Raw genomic sequence first — 19,213 nt, 5'->3', positions numbered from 1 at the left:
GGCCCGCCACCAGGGCGGGCCGTCACGATCGGGGTCAGTAGCCGACGGGTCCGGTCGTGATGTCGAACGCCGGATGCTTGCTGAACTGCTGGAACGACGCCAGCCCGGTCGAGGTCATGTCGATCATCGAGCTGCGGCCCTCCTCGGCGCTGGGCGACTCGAAGTAGACCAGCGCCTTCAGCCGTGGGAAAAGCTCCAGCTGCAGCCGGGCCGAGTCGAAGAACCGCGCCTGGTGCTGCGGGTTGGACCGGGAGTGCCACACCCCCCACTCGCCCAGCATCAGCGGCTTGTCCGGGAAGGACGTCGCGGCCCAGTTGTAGAAGCCCGGCCAGTCCTTGCGGCTGCCCGACTTGCGGTTCATCATCTCCGCGAAGTCGCCGTAGCCGTAGCCCGGGTCGCTGTAGGCGTAGGTGTCCCAGGCGACCCAGTCCACCACGTCGTCACCGGGATACAGGTCCTCGAACCAGTCCTTGACGTTCCACGGCACGAACGCCATGTAGCACATCACCGAGACCAGGTTGTTCACGCCGCGGGCCCGCAGCCCGGTGACGACGTGCCGGAAGGCCGCCGCGTAGTCCTGCGCGGTCATCCCGGAGCCCGGCCGCGGGTTGACGTCGTTCTCCGGCTCGTGGTTCATCGTGAAGAAGAACTGGTCCTGCAGCGAGCCGCGGATGTGTACGGCCAGCCGGTCCAGGTACGCCTCGGTGCGCCCGTCGCCCCGGGCGATGCCGGCCCAGCTGACGCCCTGCGGCTTCCAGTTGAGGAACAGCACCCGCTTGTGCAGCGCGTCCTTGGTGATGGACAGCTCCTCCGGGGTCGGGAACAGCGAGGTGCCGCGGTGGTACGCGTGGTACACGACCTGTCGGCGGTTGGTGCGCCGCTCGAACTCGTACAGCGCCTGGATGCGGTTCTGCGAGGTGTGCGCGCCCGGCGCGACGCCCCAGAGCGCCCCGCAGGTGGGCACCAGGGCCTGCCCGATAACGCAGTCCACCGGCAGATTCGGGTCCGTCGACGGGGAGGGCGAGGCCGGCGGCACGGTCGGGCTCGCGCTCGGGTCCGGCACCGGCGGCGCGCTCGGGTCGGTGCTGGGCGGCGCGCTCGGGTCCGTGCCCGGCGGCGCGCTCGGGTCCGTGCCCGGCGGCGCGCTCGGGTCCGTGCCCGGCGGCGTGCTCGGGTCCGTGCCCGGAGGGACGGTCGGGTCGGTGACCGGCGGCAGGCTCGGGTCAGTCACGGGCGGCTCGGTCGGGTCCGTGACCGGCGGTTCGGTCGGGTCAGTCACGGGCGGCTCGGTCGGGTCCGTGACCGGCGGCTCGGTCGGGTCGGTCACGGGCGGCTCGGTCGGGTCCGTGACCGGCGGCTCGGTCGGGTCAGTCACGGGCGGCTCGGTCGGGTCCGTGACCGGCGGCTCGGTCGGGTCGGTCACGGGCGGCTCGGTCGGGTCGGTCACCGGCGGGAAGCCGGGGCTCGGCTCTGGGCCCGGCTCGGTGCCGGGATCGGGCTGGCCGGGGTCGGGGCCCGGGCCAGGGCCAGGGCCGGGCGCAGGGCCGGGTTCGGTGCCGGGGCCCGGGTCGGGGCCTGGCGGGGTGCCCGGGTCGGGGCCCGCGCTGGGCTCGGTGCCGGGTCCCGGTTCCGTGCCCGGGTCACCGGGTTGCGTGCCCGGATCGGGGCTCGGCTCGGTGGCCGGGTCCGGGCTGGGCTGCTGGCCGGGCTCGGTGCTGGGGACCGGTTCGGTGCCGGGCTCGGGACCGGTCGACGGGCCGGGATCGCCGGGCTGGCCCGGGTCGGTCGGCGCGGCGCTCGGGTCCGGCAGGCTCGGCTCGGGTTCGTAGACCGGGTCGGTGGCGTAGGTGCCGGTCGGCACCGGGCTCGGGTCGGTCACCGGGTCGGCCGGGATCGACGGTTCGGGCGCGGTGGACGGCATGGGCGTCGCGCTCGGGTCGAACGTCGTGCCCGGCCACGGCGTCACGGTGGGCTCCGGCTCGGGCGTCCCGGACGGGCTCGGCGCGATCGTGGGCTGGTCGACCAGCGGCGGCAGAGTCGGCGAGGCGGGCGCCTGCCACTCGAAGGTGATGGTCGGCGGGCCGGTGGTGGTGCTCTCGGCACCGGCTTCACCCGCCACGAACTGGGCGATCTCGGTGCTGCTCGGCGCGGTGACCGCGAAGGCGTACCGGCCGGAACGGCGGATGACGCGGGTGACGTCGAAGGCGACTGCCCGGTCGAACCGGCCGGGCGCGACGCTGCCCACCACGCTGCCCAGCCGCGGCGCGGTGGCGGCGGTGAGGGTGCCCTCCCGCCAGCGGGTGTCGGGGACGCTGGTCAGCTCGACCAGCCGGGGCAGCGGGCCGCTGTGCCGGCCGAGCCACAGCCAGACCTTCTTCGGCTGGCGGCCGGTCGGCAGCTTGACGTCGAACTTGAGGTAGCTGACCGCCGCACCGCCGCCCACCCCACCCGCGGTGAGGTAGAGCCGGCCGCCGGCGGTGACGCCGGGCTGGGTACTCATCGTGTACGAGTCCTCGGACACGGTGACCCGCGTCGGTGGCGCGGACAACCGCCCCGCCACCAGACCCAGCAGCACGGCCGAGGCCAGCGTGGACATGGTGACGGTGACCGCGATGCCGAAACGCGTCCTGTTCATCAGGTCGCCCCTTCCCCCGAAAGCAGGCACTCAGATTTCTGTCCGATTCTGCGTACCCTCAGGGGCATCATAACCGTTGTGTCTTGTTTGCGAGCTTTTCGCCGAAGAACGCGCTTACTGACGCTTAGTTACCGACAGGCCCTCTCACCTGCACCAACAGTAGTTCGCGGTGTATCGGCCGATATGCCGAGTTACGTCGTTACCGCCGGACCGTTGACCTCACCGGACGCAACAACGCCGGAGAAGGGCCACACGCCGTGGACGCGACATACGCCGGGCCACCCCCCTCGTCGTACGACATGAGCGACTACCTGGGTTTGATCGCCCGTCACTGGTGGATCGCCGTACTGCTGACACTGGCAGGCACCGCCGCGGGTGCGGCGTACAACGAATCGCTGCCGCGCGAGTACGTCTCCACGGCGTCGGTGCTGGTGCGACCGGCCGGCCTGGACGCCAACGTCGCCGGCGGGCGCACCCGCGACGAGATCAACCTGGACACCGAGGCGCAGCTGATGCGCTCCACCGCGGTCGTCGCCGGGGCCGCCAAGGTGCTCCAGCGCGAGGACGTCGACGTGCTCGCGGGCGCGGTCTCGGTCGAGGTGCCGCCGAACACCGCCGTGCTCCAGATCAATTACGCGGCGGGGGCGCCCGAGGAGGCGCAGGCCGGGGCCAAGGCGTTCGCGCAGTCCTACCTGGCCAACCGGGAGGGCAACGCCAAGGCGGAGCTGGAACGCCAGGCCGCGGCGCTGCGCGACAAGATCAAGGACCTCACCGAGGACCTCACCAAGATCAACGGCAAGCTCTCCGACGCGAGCCCGAAGAGCTCGAACTACGCCACCCTGGACAGCCAGCGCGACACCACGGTGACCCAGATCAACCAGCTCAACAACAAGGTGAACCAGCTGGCCACCGAGACCGTCAGCGCCGGCACCGTGATCCGCGAGGCCCGCGTGCCGAGCCGCCCGGTGAAGCCGACCGCGGCGGTCAACTACGCCGCGGGCGCGCTGCTCGGGCTGCTGGCCGGCCTGGGCGTGGCGGCCCTGCGCGAGCGGCTCGACCGGCGCGTACGGGCCGGGCGTGACCTGGTCCGCAGCGGCGTGGCCGTGCTCGGCGCGGTGCCCGGCAAGGGCACCGGCTGCACCGAGATCTTCACCCCGTTCAGCCCCGGCGGGCGGGCCTTCAACCGGCTGCGCAACGAGGTCGTCGCCGCGTTCCGCCCCGGCGAGCAGGTCGTCGTGGTCACCGGCGCCAGCCGCGGCCCGGCCGCGACCCTGGTCGCCGCCAACCTCGCCGCGGCGCTGTCGCGCACCGGCGCGGAGGTCGTGCTCATCGGCGCGCAGCTGCCCGACTCGCTGACCGAGGCCGCGCCGCTGGCCCGGCTCGTCGGCGTCGCGCCGACCCCGGGGCTGTCCGAGGTGCTGGCCGGCCGGGTCAGCCTGGCCGAGTCGACGCAGCGCGCGGCGCGTACCCCCTCGTTGCATGTCATCACCACCGGCGGCACCGCCACTGCGGCAGGCATGCTGCAGTCGCACGCCCTGCGCGACATCATCACCACGCTGCGTGCCCACGCCGACTACCTGGTGGTCGAAGCCCCCTCCACCTCCGCCAGCGCCGACGCGCAGAGCCTGGCCAGCCTCGCCGACGCCGCGATCCTCGCGGTGGAGACCCGGCGCACCAGCCGTCCCGAGGTCGCCGACGCCGCCGAGCAGCTGCGCCGGGTCGGCACGCCGCTGCTGGGTGGCGTGATGATGCCGCGGCTGCCGCACCGGGCCCGCCGCACCACGTCCGCCGCCGCCGGCGAGACCACGCCCATCGAGCCGGCCGGCCGCCCGCTGCTCGGCGGCGAAGAGGAGCCCGTCGAGGCGGTCGCGAACGGCCACAAGCCGCACGCCGACGAGCAGACCATCATGCTGGCCCCGCTGGACGCCTCGGCCCTGACCGAGCTGGACGAGGCCCACCGGCAATGAGCCTCGCCCTCCGGGCCGGCGTTTCGGACGGCGTCGCCACGCCGGCCGCCGCGACGGCCCGCCCCCGGCTGCTGTTCGGGCCTGCCTGGCCGCTGACCTCGCTGCTGGCGCTCTATCCGCTGTGGTGGGCGCTGGGTCTCGGCGTGCTGATCTTCCCGCTCATGGCGGTGCCGATGGCCTGGCAGCTCTACCGGCGGCACACGCAGGGCCTGCCGGTCCGGCTGCCGCCCGCGTTCTGGCTGTGGCTGGCCTTCTGCACGGTCACCGTGGTCGGGTTCGGCGTGCTCGACGTGGACCCCGAGGGCACGCTCACGGCGACCTTCGCGGACCGCATCACCGCACCCGTCTACAAGCTGGTCCAGCACCTCGCCCTGACGGTGCTGCTGGTGTACGCCGGCAACCTGTCCGCGGCCGTGCTGCCGCAGCGGCGGCTGGTGAACCTGCTCGGCTGGATGTTCGCGGTCACCGTGGCAGGCGGGCTGCTGGGCACGTTCGCCGGGCACTTCGAGTTCACCTCGCCGGTGGAGCTGCTGCTGCCCGACGGCGTCCGCGGCAAGGGCTTCGTCAAGTCGCTGGTCCACCCGTACGCCGCGCAGATCATGGACCTGGTCGGCGACCCGCTGCCGCGCCCGGCCGCGCCCTGGGGCTACACCAACACCTGGGGCAACAACTTCTGCCTGCTCGTGGTGTGGTTCGTGGCCGCCGTGTTCGCCTACCCGAGCCGGCCGCGCACCCGGCTGCTGGCCGTCGGCCTGCTCGCCGTCTCGGTGGTGCCGGTGGTGCACTCGCTGAACCGGGGATTGTGGATCGGCCTGGGGGCGACGGCGGTCTTCATCGCGGTGCGTCAGGCACTCGCGGGACGGCTGCGGGCACTCGTCGCCCTGGGCGTGGTGCTGGCCGGGCTGGCCGTCGCCCTGGCCACCACCCCGCTCGGCGGGGTCATCGAGCGCCGCCTCGACAACGGCAAGTCCAACGGGGTGCGCATGTTCCTCACCGAGCGGGCCGTGTCCGGTGCGGCCGAGTCACCGGTGCTCGGCTTCGGATCGACCCGCAGCACCCAGGGCGGTCGGCAGTCGATCGCGGTCGGCGAGTCGGCGGCCTGCGAGCGCTGCGGCAACTTCACCGTCGGCGGCAACGGCCAGCTGTGGCAGTTGCTGTACGCACACGGCCTGGCCGGCACGCTGACCTACTTCGGCTTCTTCGGATACGCACTGTGGCGCTTCCGCCGTGACCGCTCCGCGCTCGGGCTGGCCGCCTCGGCCGCCATCGCGGGTTCCTTCATCGCCGCGCTCTGGTACAACTCGCTCGTCACGCCGCTGGCGTTCACGTTCCTCGGATATGTGGTGCTGTGGCGCAACTCCCGCTTCCAGATCGCGTCCAGCTCCGTTGAGTCCGTGGGACATAACGGACACCAGCGGAGGAGCTGACGTGCGAAGCAGCGAAGACGGGCACACCCCGTGACGGCGATCGGCACCGCCGCGGGGCAGGTCGACACCGGTGACGCGCAGCTGCGCGGGCAGTACCTGCGCGAGGTGCTGGAACTGCTCTACCCGGGCTGCTCCACCGCCGCCGAGGGCCGCCGCGTGGTCGAGTACCTCGCGATCCCCGACGCCCGGCGGTGCAAGCTGCTGGTGCCCGCCGGCTCACGCCGGGTCGCCGCCGCCGCGGTGCGCCGCTTCAGCGAGCCGCAGGGCCGGCTGGGCCGGCTCAAGCGCGACGCCGTCGCCATGGCGCTGCGCTCGGGCGCGTGGTCCACGCTGATCCGCGACCGGGTCCGGCTGACCTCCCCGGACGGCGGGACGGACACCGTCGACCACTTCCTGTCCGCGGCGCTGGGCACCCCGCTGCAGGTCAGCATCCATATCGGACCCGTCCGGGCCAACCGCAAGCCGGTGCTGCAGCTGCTCGACCCGCGGGGCGGCACCATCGGCTTCGCCAAGTTCGGGGTCGGGCCGCTCACCCGGCGGCTGGTACGCGCCGAGACCGCGGCCCTGTCCGCGCTCTCCCACGTGCAGCTGCCCGACATCGTGGTGCCGAGCATCCTGCACGCCGGCCAGTGGCGGGGCATGCAGGTGCTGGTGCAGTCCGCGCTGCCGGTATGGGAGCCGCGGGTGCCGCTGTCCGGCGCCCGCCTGCAGCGCGCGATGGCGGAGGTCGCCGGCGCCTGCGGACTCACCCAGGGCTGGCTGGCCACCAGCCCGTACTGGGCGGACCTGCGCAACCGGCTGTGCCAGCTCGTCGCCGACACCCCGGAGGGCTCGGGCCGGGCCGCGACCGAGGTGTCGCAGCTGTTCGAGGCCGCGCGCACGCTGGTCGAGCACGCCGCCGAGCTGAACCTGCGCTACGGCGCGTGGCACGGCGACTGGGCCCCGTGGAACATGGCCAACGTCGCCGGGGCGCTGCTGATCTGGGACTGGGAACGGTTCACCCCCGGCGTCCCGCTCGGTTTCGACGCCGTGCACTTCGAGCTGCAGCGGCAGATCCAGGACGGGGTCGACGCGCAGACCGCGGTCGAGTCCACGGTGCGGCAGGCTGCGGCGCTGCTCGCGCCGTTCGACGTGGCACCCGGCAGCGCCGAGATCGTCGCGCTGCTGTACCTGGTGGACCTCGCCACCCGATACCTCAGCGACCGCCAGGCCGAGGCCGGCGCCCGCCTCGGCGTGACCGGCACCTGGCTGCTGCCGGTCCTGATCCGCAAGGTCCGGTCCCTCTAGATGATCCCCGCTCCGGATCCTGTGCGGTCGATGTCGCCCTGGCGGCGCCGACTGCGCAAGATCCGGAGCAGGACCCGCGCCAACCCGCCCATGGAGAGCCAGTGAAGACGTCGAACGTGCCCGAGTCGGTCAAGCGGGTGGTCCACATCGGCTCCCGTTCGGTCGGCTGGATGACCTCGGGTGCGCGCATGCTGCCGTCGTTCCTGATCTGCGGTGGTCAGCGGTGCGGCACCACCTCGCTGTACCGGGCGCTCGCCGCGCACCCCGCCGTGCTCAAGGCGGTGCTGCACAAGGGCGTGCACTACTTCGACACCAGCTACCACCGCGGCCGGGCCTGGTATCAGGGGCACTTCCCGCTCCGCCGCACCGCCGCCCGCGTCGAGCGGGAACTGGGCGTGCCGCCGCAGACCTTCGAGTCCAGCCCGTACTACCTCTACCACCCGCACGCGGGCGCGCGCATCGCCCGCGACCTGCCCGACGTCAAACTGATCGTGCTGGTCCGCGACCCGGTGGAGCGGGCCTACTCCCAGCACGCGCACGAGGTCGCGCGGGGCTTCGAGACGGTCACCGACTTCGCGCAGGCCCTCGACCTGGAACCGGCCCGGCTGCGCGGCCAGCGCGAGCGGCTGCTGGCCGACCACCACGCCTACTCCTTCTCGCACCAGCACCACGGCTACCGCTCACGCGGCGAGTACGCCGTCTACCTGCGGCGACTGTCCGAGCAGGTGGGGCGCGACCGGATCCTGGTGGTGGAGAGCGAGCGCTTCTTCGCCGACCCGCGGCCGACCTACGACGAGGTGCTCGCGTTCCTCGGCCTGCCGCAGCTGAGCTACCCCGAGTTCGAGCAGCACAACGCCCGGCCCCGCAGCGCGCCGATGCCGGCCCGGCTGCGCGCCGAGCTGACCGCGCACTACGCGCCGCACGACGCCGAGCTCGCCGGCTGGCTGGGCCACAAGCCGAGCTGGCGCGCATGATCGTCAGCAGCCGGACGTGCCCGAACGTCCGCGAACGCGGCGAGGTGCGCCCGTGACCGGCCGGCTGAGCACACCGCCTGCCGCACCGGTGGGGCCGCCGCACCAGGCCGCGCCCACGCGGACCCAGACGGGCGGGAACCCGCCGGACGACCCGAGCGGCATCTCCGGGTTCGCCCGGGGCGGGGTGGCCAACCTCGCGGGCGCGGCGCTGGCCGCGGTGGCCGGGGTCGGCGTCACCTGGCTGGTCGCCCGCGGGCTGGGCCCGTCGGCGGCGGGCTCCTTCTTCGCCGCCACCGCGGCGTTCGTACTGGTCGGCGGCGTCGCCCGGCTGGGCACGACGACGGCGCTGGTCTACTGGCCGGCTCGGCTGCGGGCCCAGGGGCGGCCCGAGCTGATCGGACCGTGCCTGCGCAGCGGGCTGGTTCCGGTCGCGGTGCTCGGCCTGGCCCTGGGCATCGCGGTATGGCTCACCGCCGCGCACTTCGTGCCCGAGTACGCCGCCCCGCTCACCATGCTCGCCCTGTTCCTGCCGGTCGCGGCGCTGTCGGAGGCGCTGCTCGCGGCGACCCGCGGTTACCGCATGATGCGCCCCACGGTGCTGCTCGAGAAGATCATGCGGCCCGCCACCCAGCTGCTGTGCGTGGGCTCGCTGGCCGTGCTGGCCCTGTCCGACATCGTCTCGCCGCCGTCCACCTGGGCGCTGGCCTGGGTGCTGCCGTACGTGCCGGGGGCCGCGATCGCCGGCTTCCTGGTGTGGCGGCGCTGGCACTCCGAGCCGACGCTGACCCGCCGCGACCGGGCCGCCGCGCGGATCGAGGGGCGCACCGTGGGCCGCGCGTTCTGGCGCTACACCGCCCCCCGCGCGCTGGCCAACGCCGCGCAGACCGCGTTGCAGCGGGTCGACGTGCTCATGGTCGCCGGGCTGGCCGGACTCGCCCCGGCTGCCGCGTACGCCGTGGCCGGTCGTTTCGTCGTGCTCGGACAGCTCGCCAACGGCTCCATCGCGCAGGTGGTGCAGCCCCGGCTCGCCGAGACCCTCGCCGTCGGCGACCGGGAGGGTGCGCTGCGGCTCTACCAGACGGCCACCGCCTGGCTCGTGATGATCAGCTGGCCGCTGCACCTCATCGTGGCCTGCTACGCCGACCTGTACCTGGGGCTGTTCGGCCCGTCCTACACCTCGGCCGCCCCCGCGGTGCGGGTGCTGGCCGCGGCGATGCTGATCAGCACCGGCTGCGGAATGGTCGACATGGTGCTGTCCATGGCCGGGCGCACCACCTGGAACCTGATGAACGTACTGCTGGCCCTGGTCACCATGGTCGCCATCGACCTGGTCGCGATCCCCCGGCTCGGCGTGGTCGGCGCCGCGATCGGCCTGGCCGCCGCGGTCGCGGTGAACAACCTGCTACCGCTGGCCCAGCTCGCCACCTCGCTGCGGCTGCACCCGTTCGGACCCGGCACGCGCACCGCGATGGCGCTGGCCGCCGGCAGTTTCGGCGTGCTGCCCTGGCTGGCGCGCCTGGTCATGCCGAGCCAGCCGCTGGGCGCGGGCGCCGCCCTGGTGCTGGCCGCCGGGGTCTACTTCGGCGGGCTGCGCCGCTTCCAGGACCGGCTGGCACTCCCGGCACTGCTCGCCGCGGCCCGTCCCGGTCGCCGCAACAACATCAAGGCCGCTCCGTAGGGGTAGCGGAGCTAGAGCACCGACAGCACCACTCAGAGAAGAAAAGGAACACGAACCGCATGCGCGCCGACTACACCGAGATCTTCCAGGACGAGGCGACGGTCGAGAAATACGAGCACGTCGTATACGCCCCGGACAGCTACGCCTCGGCGATAAATCGGCGCCAACGCGCCTACCTGCGCCGGCTCGCCAAACGGGCGTTCCCCTACCGCCGCCCCGTGCAGCACGACTTCGCCTGCGGCACGGGCCGGGCCATCCGGATCCTGCACGGCCTGGTCCGCGGCGCGCACGGCTACGACACGTCGGCGGCGATGCTGGCCAAGGCCGAGGAGGTGGGCGCGTACGCCGAACTGCACCACGTCGCCGCCGAGGGGGAGGTGCCCGACCCCGTGCCGACCGAGGTCCCCGCCCTGGTCACCATCTTCCGGCTGCTGCTCAACGTCGACAACGACGTACGCGAGCGGGCCATCGCGTTCGCCGCGAAGGTGCTGCCCAACTACGACGCGGGCCTGCTCGTGGTGGAGAACCACGGCAACCGGCACTCGCTGCGCCACCTGCGCCACGCCCGGCACACCGGCTCGCCCTGGTTCGCCGAGCTCGACCACACCGAGGTCGCCGAACTGCTCGACCGGCACGGCTTCACCATCGTCGAGCAGCGCGGCTTCGCGCTGTTCACGCAGGGCTGGTACGGGCGGCGCGGGCTGCGCACCCTGGCCAAGCTCGTCGACGACTTCGTCGCCCGCACCGGCTGGGGCGGCACCTGGGCCGTGAACGTGCTGTACGTCGCCCGCCGCACCCGGACCGTCGACTGACATGGCCCGCCTGCTGCGGATCCTGACCGGGGTGGCCGCCGTCGCCACGCTGGCCACGTGCGGCTCCCCTCCCCCGGTGGACCGCGGCATCGCGGTGTCCCCGCCGCCCGGCTCCCCCGTCGCGCCCGCCGCGGCGGGCGGGCCGGTCGCCGCCCCCGCGACCGGCGCGCTGCTGGGCGCGTGGGTCCGCCCCGAGAGCCTCACCCAGGCCGGCCGGGTCACCGGCGTCGCCGAGTTCGAGCAGGAGCTGGGCCGCCGGCTCGACGTCGTCAACACGTACCGCCGCCTGCGCGAGGAGTTCGGCACCAGCTCCGACCGGACCTTCCTGAAGTCCGGGACGACGCTGATGTTCAGCTGGACCGGCGGGCCTAGCGCCGAGGTGGTCCTCGGCGACCACGACGACGAGATCCGCGAGCACGCCCGCCAGGCGCGCGAGCTGGACGTGCCCGTGCTGCTGCGGCTGCGCTGGGAGATGGACCGGCCCAACCTGGTCGCCGAGGTCGGCTCGCCGGACGAGTACGTCGCCGCCTGGCGGCACACCCGCGCCCTGTTCGCTGCCGAGGGCGCCGACAACGTGTCCTGGGTATGGTGCCCGACCGAGGAGGGCTTCGCCTCCGGCCGCGCCCAGGACTTCTACCCCGGCGACGACCAGGTCGACTGGACCTGCGTCGACGTGTACGCCGGCTCCGAACTGGTCCCTTTGGGCAAGCTGCTGGAACCGTTCCTGCGCTGGGCCGCCGCCCGCCCCCACCCCATCATGATCGGCGAGTACGGCGTCTCCCGCGCCTGGACCGCGACCCAGCGCGCCGCCTGGCTCCGCGATGCGACCACCGTCTTCCGCCGCAACACCCAGATCAAGGCGGTCCTCTACTTCGAGTCCAACCCCGACAACCGCACCCCCGCCGGCGAATTCGCCCTCCGCCCCGACCCCGCCCCCCTGGCCGCCTTCCGCACCACCGCCCGGGACCCCCACTTCACCCGCCCCACACCCGGGCGCTGACGCTGACCTCCGGCCGCAACTCTTAAAGACATACGGCCTCAACCACTCGCGGACGCCGCGACTCTTCAAGAGTTGGCGACGGGGGCGTGGCGGCAGGCGGCGGGGCGACGGGGCGACGAGGGGGCGTGGTTACCGGCGGCGGAGGGCGGCGGTGGCCAGGAGTTTGGCGGCGTAGGGGAGGTCGTGGACGAGGTACCGGCCGGCGAGGCGGCCGGGTTCCTGGGCCAGGCGGTGGGCCCATTCGAGGCCGCTGCGCTGCATCCAGATCGGGGCACGGTGCAGTTCCCCGGCGACGAAGCCGATCGCGGCGCCGCAGCCGATGAACCAGGTGAAGGGCAGCTCGGCGCGCAGGTCGGAGATGACGCGCTCCTGCTTGGGAAAGCCCAGTCCGACGAAGACGAAGTCGGGTTTGGCTTCGATGACGTCGGTGTACACCTGCGCGCAGGCGTCCGGGTCGAGGTCGAAGCCGAACGGCGGGGCGACCTGACCGGCGATGCGCAGCCCGGGGCAGCCGGCGGCGAGCACGGCCGCGGCCTTGACCGCGCCGTCGGTGCCGGTCTCGTCGGGAGGTGTGCCGCCGAGCAGGTAGACGGAGCGGCGGGCGCGGCCGAGGGCGGCGGACAGGCTCCAGATGAGACCGGAGCCGGTCACCCGTTCGGGTAGCGGGGTGCGGGACAGCTTGCTGGCCCAGACCAGCGGCATGCCGTCGGCGACGACCATGGTCGCGTCCTCGAGGAAGCCGCGGACCTCGGCGGCGCGCACGCCGCGACCGGAGGCCAGCCGCATGATGTCGACGTTCGGGGTGAGGATGCGGCCCCCGTCGCCGCGTTCCAGGGCGGCGATCACTCTTTCGGCTACGGCCTCCTCGGTGACGGCGTCGAACCAGGTGCCGGCGAGGTGGACCTTTCGCCCATAAATTGTCCCCGTAAAAGCCACGAATTCAGACAATACAGACCAATAACTCTGTTCGGTCGTTATACCGCACGAGGCGCGTCGCGGACCGGCATGCCGCAGTGGGGGATGTATGACGACCAGGGTTCTTTTCGTCGGTGGGCTCGGCCGCAGCGGCACGACCCTGATCGAGCGCGTGCTCGGCGAGCTGCCCGGCGTGTGCGCCCTGGGCGAGATCGTCCACCTGTGGCAGCGGGACCTGCGCGACGACGAGCGCTGCGGCTGCGGTGAGCGGTTCAGCGGCTGCGACTTCTGGCAGCGGGTCGGCATCGCCGCCTTCGGCGGCTGGCACCGGGTGGACGTGCACCGCATCCTGGCGCTGCGCGACCTGGTCGAGCGCACCCGGCACATCCCCCGACTGGCGGGGTCGAGCCGGCTCGCCAAGGACTTCACCGCACTGGTCACCGAGTACGCCGACTACTACGCGCGCATCTACGCCGCGGCAGCCGAGGTCTCCGGGGCGAGCGTGGTGATCGACTCCTCCAAGCACAGCGCGCTGGCGCACTGCCTGCGCTGGTCGGACGCGGTGGACCTGCGGGTGCTGCACGTGGTCCGCGACGCCCGCGGGGTGGCGTACTCGTGGACCAAGACGGTGGCGCGGCCGGAGACCGACGGCGCCGAGGACATGACGCGATACGCCCCGACCCGCAGCGCGCTGCTGTGGAACGCGCACAACGCCGCCTTCGGGCTGCTGCGCCGGCGCGGCGTCGCCGTGCGCCGGGTGCGCTACGAGGAGTTCCTGGCCCGGCCCCGCAACAGTGTGCAACGCATCGCCGCGTTCATGGGGCTGGACCCGTCCGTGATGGACCTGGGCTTCGTCTCCGACGACGCCGTCGAGCTGTCCCTCGGCCACAGCGCCGCGGGCAACCCGATGCGGTTCACGGTCGGGCGCATCGGATTGCGCCGTGACGACGCCTGGCGCCGGCAGCTGCCGCCGCGCCAGCGCGCCCTGGTCGGGGCCGTGTGCGCGCCGCTGCTGCGGGCGTACGGCTACCCGCTGAGCAGTACCGCTGAGATCGTGGGAGCGCACCGATGAAGATCAAAGTCAACACCGGCCGGTTCGACGGCACTCGCGGCGCCCGCCCCGCCGCCGCCTCCCCGGCAGGCAGCATGACGGCCGGAAGTGGCCGGGCCGGTGGATCGGCGGCAGGCGGCACGGCCCCGGACACCGCGCCGGCGGGACGCGGCGACTGGCCCGCGGTCGGTGTGGTCATCCCCACCCGCAATCGTCCGGAGCTGCTGCGCAAGGCCCTCGACGCGGTACGCGCACAGGACTATCCCGGCCCCGTGCGGGTCATCGTGGTCTTCGACCAGGCCGAGCCCGACCTGGAGCTGGCCTGCACCGACCACCGGCCGGTGCTGGTGCTGGCCAACTGGCGGCAGATGGGACTGGCCGGGGCCCGCAACACGGGCATCGCCGCGCTGGACACCGAGCTGGTGGCGTTCTGCGACGACGACGACGTATGGCACCCGAGCAAGCTGCGCCGCCAGGTCGGCGCCCTGGTGCGCACGCCGGACGCGGAGTTCGCGACGTGTGCGATCGAGGTGGAGTTCGAGGGGGTCGCCCACCCGCGGCTGGCCGGCACCGACGTGGTCACCGTCGACCACCTGGCCCGCTCCCGGATGTCGATGCTGCACTCATCGGGTTTCCTGGCCCGGCGCGAGGCGCTGCTGGAGTCCGGCGTCATCGGCCCGGTCTCCGAGGACGCCCCGGGCAGCCAGAACGAGGACTGGGACCTGCTGCTACGGGCCGCCCGCCGGCACCCGATCGTGCACGTCGACGAGCCGCTGGTGCGGGTGCTCTGGGGCCGCAGCAGCTTCTACGCGTACGAGTACAGCACCAAGATCTCTTCGCTGCGCTGGATGATGGCCCGCCACCCGGAGATCTCCGGCTGCCGGCCCGGCGCGGCCCGGGTCTACGGCCAGCTGGCCTGCTGGTCGGCGGCGGCCGGAGACAAGCGGCAGGCCTGGCGCTGGACCCGCGAGACGGTGCGCAACAACTGGCGCGAGCCGCGGGCCGCGATCGCACTTGCAGCGCTCAGCGGGGCGGTCAAGGTCGAGACCGTGCTGACCGCGCTGCACCGGCGCGGGCACGGCATCTGACCGCGTTCCCACAGCACACCTGCACCGATCCTCAGGTTCCACCGTTGCCCGTGCGCGTCCGCGTACGATACGGTGTTGAACCTTGTTGGATTTCGGTGACTTAGGCTCCTCGGAGCCACAGGTGAGGAGACGGGATGCTCGCCCCGCAGCGCCAGCAGGCGATCCTCGCCCAGGTACGCCGCTCCGGCGGGGTGCGGGTGGCCGACCTCGTCGCCGAACTCGGCGTCTCCGACATGACCATCCGGCGCGACCTCGAGGTGCTCGCCGAGCGCGGCCTCGTCGTCAAGGTGCACGGCGGGGCGACGGCACCCCCGTCCGGCGTGGCCGACGAGCCGGGCTTCGCCGCCAAGGCCGAACGCCAGCGCACGGAGAAGGCGAAGCTCGCCGAGGCCGCCGCCGCCCACGTCGCCCCCGGCAGCGCGATCGCGCTCTCCGCGGGCACCACCACCGTGCGGCTGGCCCAGCGCCTGGTCGAGATCCCCGGGCTGACCGTGGTGACCAACTCCATCCCGGTCGCCGACGTCTTCTACCGCTCGGGCCGCCCCGACCAGACCGTGGTGCTCACCGGCGGCACCCGCACCCCGTCCGACGCGCTGGTCGGCCCGATCGCCGTCGCCTCGCTGCGCGACCTGCACGTCGACCAGCTGTTCCTCGGGGTGCACGGGCTCAGTGTGGAGGCCGGGCTGACCACCCCGAACCTGCTGGAAGCCGAGACCAACCGGGCCCTGATCGCGGCCACCCGCCGCCTGGTCGTGCTCGCCGACCACACCAAGTGGGAGACGCTCGGCATCGCGTCGATCGTCCCGCTCAGCGCCGTCGACCTGCTGATAACCGACGTCGAACCGCCCGTGGACGTCAGCGAGTTCACCGTTGTGGAGATGACCGGATGAAGCGCACCAGCATCACGATGGCCGACGGCCGCGAACTGATCTACTTCGACGAGCACGACGACGCCGTACGCGCCATGGTGGACAGCCGCGAGCTGCCCCCGCCGCCTCCACCCGCGCAGCTGCGCTTCGACCCGCTGACCGAGGAGTGGGTCGCGGTCGCCGCGCACCGGCAGACCCGCATCTTCCTGCCACCGACCGAGGAGTGCCCGCTCTGCCCGACGACGGGCGCGTTCCTCAGCGAGGTGCCCGCCGACGACTACGACGTGGTGGTGTTCGAGAACCGCTTCCCCTCGTTCTCCGGTGACGCCGGGCGCTGCGAGGTCGTCGTCTTCTCGCCGCAGCACGACGCGTCGTTCAAGGATCTGCCCGTGTCGCGGGTGCGCACCGTGCTGCGCGCGATGGCCGACCGCACCACCGAACTGTCCGCCCAGCCCGGCGTCGAGCAGGTGTTCTGCTTCGAGAACCGGGGCGTCGAGATCGGCGTGACGCTGCACCACCCGCACGGGCAGATCTACGCGTACCCGTACGTCACCCCGGTCACCCGCCGCTACCTGGAGGCGGCTCGCCGGTTCCGGGACGAGCACGGCGGCAACCTGTACGCCGACCTGCTGGCCCGCGAGCGCGAGGACGGCGCGCGGATCGTCGCGTCGAACGAGCTGTGGACGGCGTTCGTGCCGTACGCGGCCCGCTGGCCGTACGAGATCCACCTCGCCCCGCACCGGCAGGTCCCCGACCTGGCCGCGCTCACCGAGGCGGAGCTGGACGCGTGCGCGCCGCTCTGGTCGGAGATCACCCGGCGGCTCGACGGGCTGTTCGGCCTGGCCATGCCGTACATCGCCGGCTGGCACCAGGCGCCCGTGCACGCCGACCGCGACCTCGGCTACCTGCACCTGCGCCTGATCAGCTCCCGGCGCGCGCCGGGCAAGCTGAAGTACCTGGCCGGGTCGGAGTCCGCGATGGGCGCGTGGGTCAACGACATCGCGCCGGAGCAGGCGGCTGCTGCGCTCAGGGCGGTTTCCCTCTAAGTTCGTACATGTGAACGATACCGAGGTCCACGAAGTCGAAGTCGAACCCGGCGTCCGGCTGCGCCTGCGCCACCGTGCCGCGGCCAGGCCCGGCGCGATGGACGCGGTCTCAGCCGACCAGGGCGCGAGCAGGCCCGGCACGACGGACCCGGTCTCAGCCGACCAGGGCGCGAGCGGGCCAGGCACGACGGAACCGGTCGATGACGGCGCAGCCGGACCCGGCGCCCGGCCGGCAGAGCCGACGCCGTTTCTGCTGGTCCACGGGCTGTCGTCGAACGCCCGGCTGTGGGACGAGGTGGCCGAGGCGCTCGCCGACGCCGGTCATCCGTGCTGGTCGGTGGACCTGCGCGGGCACGGCGAGTCGGATGCGCCGGAGTCCGGCTACGACACCGGCACCGCCGCCGCCGACCTGGCCGCTGTCATCACCGCGCTGGGCCTGCGCCGCCCGGTGGTGGTGGGCCAGTCCTGGGGCGGCAACGTGGTGGTCCGGCTGGCCGCCAAGCGTCCGGAACTGCCCGGCGCGCTCGGGCTGGTCGACGGCGGCTGGATCGACCTGCACGCCGCCTTCCCCGACTGGGAGTCCTGCGAGCGCACACTGCGCCCGCAGGACATCGACGGCCGGCCCGCCGCCACGATGCGGCAGTGGCTGGACTCGGCACACCCCGACTGGTCGGACACGGCCCGGGAGGCGACGCTGGCGAACATGCGGATCCGCGCCGACGGCACCATGGAGCGGCGGCTGGCCATCCCGCACCACCTGGAAATCCTGCGCTCGATGTGGGACGACCCGCCCGGCCCCGACCTGCCGCTGGTCGCCGTGCCCACGTTGCTGCTGCCCGCGCTAGGGCCCCAGGACGAACGCGCCGAGACGGTGCGGCGCGCCGCCGCGGCCCTACCCGACGCGAGCGTGCGCTGGTATCCCGGCGGCGACCACGACCTGCACGCCCAGCACCCGGACATGATCACCACTGACCTGCGCACCCTGGTCACGCCCCGCCCCGGCCGCGGCGGCCGACGGAAGGAGACGGCGTGACGAAGCTGCTGGTGATCATGGGATCCGGCGAGACCACCCCCACCATGATCAAGCCGCATCGGCTGTTCTTCGCCGCACTGCGCGACGGAGCCCGGGCGGCCCTGCTGGACACGCCGTACGGGTTCCAGCTCAACGCGGACGAGATCAGTGCGCGGGCCGTCGGCTACTTCGCGCAGAGTGTCGGACGCGATGTGGACGTGGTCTCCTGGCGCCGCAGTCCCGCCCCCGGCCTGGACCGCGAACGCGCGCTGGCCGTCCTGCGCGGCGCGAGCTGGATCTTCGCGGGGCCGGGCTCGCCGACGTACGCCCTGCGCCAGTGGCGCGACACCGAGCTGCCGTCGCTGCTCGTCCAGGCCGACGTGCTCGTCTTCGCCAGCGCCGCCGCGCTCACCCTCGGCTCGCACACCATCCCCGTGTACGAGATCTACAAGGCCGGCGCCGAGCCGCACTGGGAGCCCGGCCTGAACCTGTTCGAGCAGCTCACCGGCGTGCCTGCGGTGGTCATCCCGCACTACGACAACGCCGAGGGCGGCCACCACGACACCCGCTTCTGCTACCTCGGCGAACCCCGGCTGGCCCACCTCGAACGCGAGCTCCCCGACGACACCGTGATCATCGGCGTCGACGAGCACACCGCCCTGGTCTGCGACCTCGACGCCCGCACCGCCACCGTCCTCGGCAACGGCACCGTCACCCTCCGCCGCCACGGCCGCAGCACCACCTACCCCACCGGCACCGTCCTCCCCCTCCCCACCGAAGAAAGGAAGGGCACCTTCTTAACGGAATACGTAGAGGAAGGGCACCTTCTTAACGCCGACGGCACGCTCGGCGCGGTCGGCCCGGAGGGCGGCGGGCGGGCGGGGATCGTGGTGAGGAGCGGCGGAGCGCCGGGTGTGGCGGCGACGCTGCGGGAAGCGGCGGACGAGGCCGAGGCACGTTTCTCCACGGCGCTGGCCGGACGCGACGCGGACGGCTGCGTCGCGGCGGTGCTGGAACTGGAGCAGGCGATCACCGACTGGGGTGCGGACACGCTCACCTCGGACTCCGGCGAGCACGCGCACGGCCTGCTCCGAGGCATGATCGTGCGGCTCGGCGCGCTCGCCGGCACCGCCGACCCGACCCCGTTGCTCACGCCGCTGGTGGAGGCGCTGATCGGGCTCCGGGAGAAGGCCCGCGAGCAGCGCGACTGGGCCGCAGCGGACCGGGTACGCGCCGCGCTGACCGCAGCCTCCGTCGAACTTCGCGACACCCCCGACGGCCCCGTCTGGCTCCATACCCCCTGACCCACGCCCAGCGCGGCGGGGAGGCACGCATGATCGCCGCTTCGTGTCGGAACGTGCAGTCCGGCCTCACTTTTCGACACGAGACAGCGATCAAGCCGAGGCCGTGAGCGCAAAACAGTGCCGACCCGCGGACTGCGGGTCGGCACTG

The 19,213-nt window shown here is 73.2% G+C and carries 15 protein-coding genes; 13 read left to right on the top strand and 2 right to left on the bottom strand.

The features are described from left to right. Positions 1–34: 34 nt before the first annotated feature. Positions 35–2,635: a glycoside hydrolase family 26 protein gene (locus FLL47_RS44765; RefSeq protein WP_144121865.1), complete on the bottom strand. Its 2,601-nt coding sequence runs from the start codon at positions 2,633–2,635 to the stop codon at positions 35–37. Positions 2,636–2,892: 257 nt separating this feature from the next. On the opposite strand from FLL47_RS44765, the gene FLL47_RS19035 reads away from it, so the two are divergent. The 7 genes from FLL47_RS19035 (at position 2,893) to FLL47_RS19005 (ending at position 11,780) form a co-directional block, all read left to right on the top strand. Beyond that, on the top strand, positions 2,893–4,602 hold the full coding sequence (locus tag FLL47_RS19035) for a lipopolysaccharide biosynthesis protein (protein WP_246158207.1): 1,710 nt from the start codon (positions 2,893–2,895) through the stop codon (positions 4,600–4,602). Further along, a complete protein-coding gene (locus FLL47_RS19030) occupies positions 4,599–6,029 on the top strand; it encodes an O-antigen ligase family protein (protein ID WP_186315794.1) in 1,431 nt (476 codons plus the stop codon). The genes FLL47_RS19035 and FLL47_RS19030 overlap by 4 nt, the downstream gene beginning before the upstream one ends. A 30-nt stretch (positions 6,030–6,059) precedes the next feature. Then, positions 6,060–7,316 carry a hypothetical protein gene (locus FLL47_RS19025; protein WP_144121864.1) on the top strand — a complete coding sequence of 419 codons (1,257 nt, stop codon included), beginning with the start codon at positions 6,060–6,062 and terminating at the stop codon, positions 7,314–7,316. A 101-nt stretch (positions 7,317–7,417) separates the two neighbouring features. Continuing rightward, positions 7,418–8,290 (top strand): sulfotransferase family protein, encoded by an 873-nt coding sequence (locus FLL47_RS19020; protein WP_246158204.1) that lies wholly within the window; start codon positions 7,418–7,420, stop codon positions 8,288–8,290. 52 nt (positions 8,291–8,342) lie between these two features. Continuing rightward, positions 8,343–9,968 (top strand): lipopolysaccharide biosynthesis protein, encoded by a 1,626-nt coding sequence (locus tag FLL47_RS19015; protein WP_246158201.1) that lies wholly within the window; start codon positions 8,343–8,345, stop codon positions 9,966–9,968. Positions 9,969–10,027: 59 nt separating this feature from the next. After that, the gene (locus FLL47_RS19010) at positions 10,028–10,780 is read left to right on the top strand and encodes a class I SAM-dependent methyltransferase (protein ID WP_144121863.1); all 753 of its coding nucleotides are present in this window, start codon (positions 10,028–10,030) and stop codon (positions 10,778–10,780) included. Position 10,781: 1 nt separating this feature from the next. Beyond that, complete coding sequence (locus FLL47_RS19005; RefSeq protein ID WP_144121862.1) at positions 10,782–11,780, top strand: glycoside hydrolase family 26 protein; 999 nt, start codon at positions 10,782–10,784, stop codon at positions 11,778–11,780. A gap of 129 nt (positions 11,781–11,909) precedes the next feature. Here the strand turns inward: FLL47_RS19005 and FLL47_RS19000 are convergent, their stop codons facing one another. After that, positions 11,910–12,716, bottom strand: a complete 807-nt coding sequence (locus FLL47_RS19000) for a WecB/TagA/CpsF family glycosyltransferase (RefSeq protein ID WP_246158198.1) — start codon at positions 12,714–12,716, stop codon at positions 11,910–11,912. A gap of 88 nt (positions 12,717–12,804) precedes the next feature. Between FLL47_RS19000 and FLL47_RS18995 the strand changes: the two genes are divergently transcribed. The 6 genes from FLL47_RS18995 to FLL47_RS18970 all read left to right on the top strand — a co-directional run bounded on the left by FLL47_RS18995 (position 12,805) and on the right by FLL47_RS18970 (position 19,065). Continuing rightward, positions 12,805–13,767: a sulfotransferase domain-containing protein gene (locus FLL47_RS18995; protein WP_144121861.1), complete on the top strand. Its 963-nt coding sequence runs from the start codon at positions 12,805–12,807 to the stop codon at positions 13,765–13,767. Further along, a complete protein-coding gene (locus FLL47_RS18990; protein WP_246158195.1) occupies positions 13,764–14,834 on the top strand; it encodes a glycosyltransferase family A protein in 1,071 nt (356 codons plus the stop codon). The genes FLL47_RS18995 and FLL47_RS18990 overlap by 4 nt, the downstream gene beginning before the upstream one ends. Positions 14,835–14,968: 134 nt before the next feature. Then, positions 14,969–15,724 carry a DeoR/GlpR family DNA-binding transcription regulator gene (locus FLL47_RS18985; RefSeq protein WP_144121860.1) on the top strand — a complete coding sequence of 252 codons (756 nt, stop codon included), beginning with the start codon at positions 14,969–14,971 and terminating at the stop codon, positions 15,722–15,724. Further along, positions 15,721–16,749 carry a galactose-1-phosphate uridylyltransferase gene (galT, locus tag FLL47_RS18980; RefSeq protein ID WP_144121859.1) on the top strand — a complete coding sequence of 343 codons (1,029 nt, stop codon included), beginning with the start codon at positions 15,721–15,723 and terminating at the stop codon, positions 16,747–16,749. Before FLL47_RS18985 ends, galT begins: the two co-directional genes overlap by 4 nt. Positions 16,750–16,759: 10 nt before the next feature. Continuing rightward, the gene (locus tag FLL47_RS18975; protein ID WP_144121858.1) at positions 16,760–17,782 is read left to right on the top strand and encodes an alpha/beta fold hydrolase; all 1,023 of its coding nucleotides are present in this window, start codon (positions 16,760–16,762) and stop codon (positions 17,780–17,782) included. Next, the gene (locus FLL47_RS18970; RefSeq protein WP_144121857.1) at positions 17,779–19,065 is read left to right on the top strand and encodes a hypothetical protein; all 1,287 of its coding nucleotides are present in this window, start codon (positions 17,779–17,781) and stop codon (positions 19,063–19,065) included. Before FLL47_RS18975 ends, FLL47_RS18970 begins: the two co-directional genes overlap by 4 nt. Positions 19,066–19,213 lie beyond the last annotated feature (148 nt).

Origin of the sequence: Catellatospora sichuanensis, assembly GCF_007483665.1 — a bacterium.
Classification (GTDB): domain Bacteria; phylum Actinomycetota; class Actinomycetes; order Mycobacteriales; family Micromonosporaceae; genus Catellatospora; species Catellatospora sichuanensis.
This window is presented reverse-complemented; position numbering and strand designations above follow the sequence as displayed.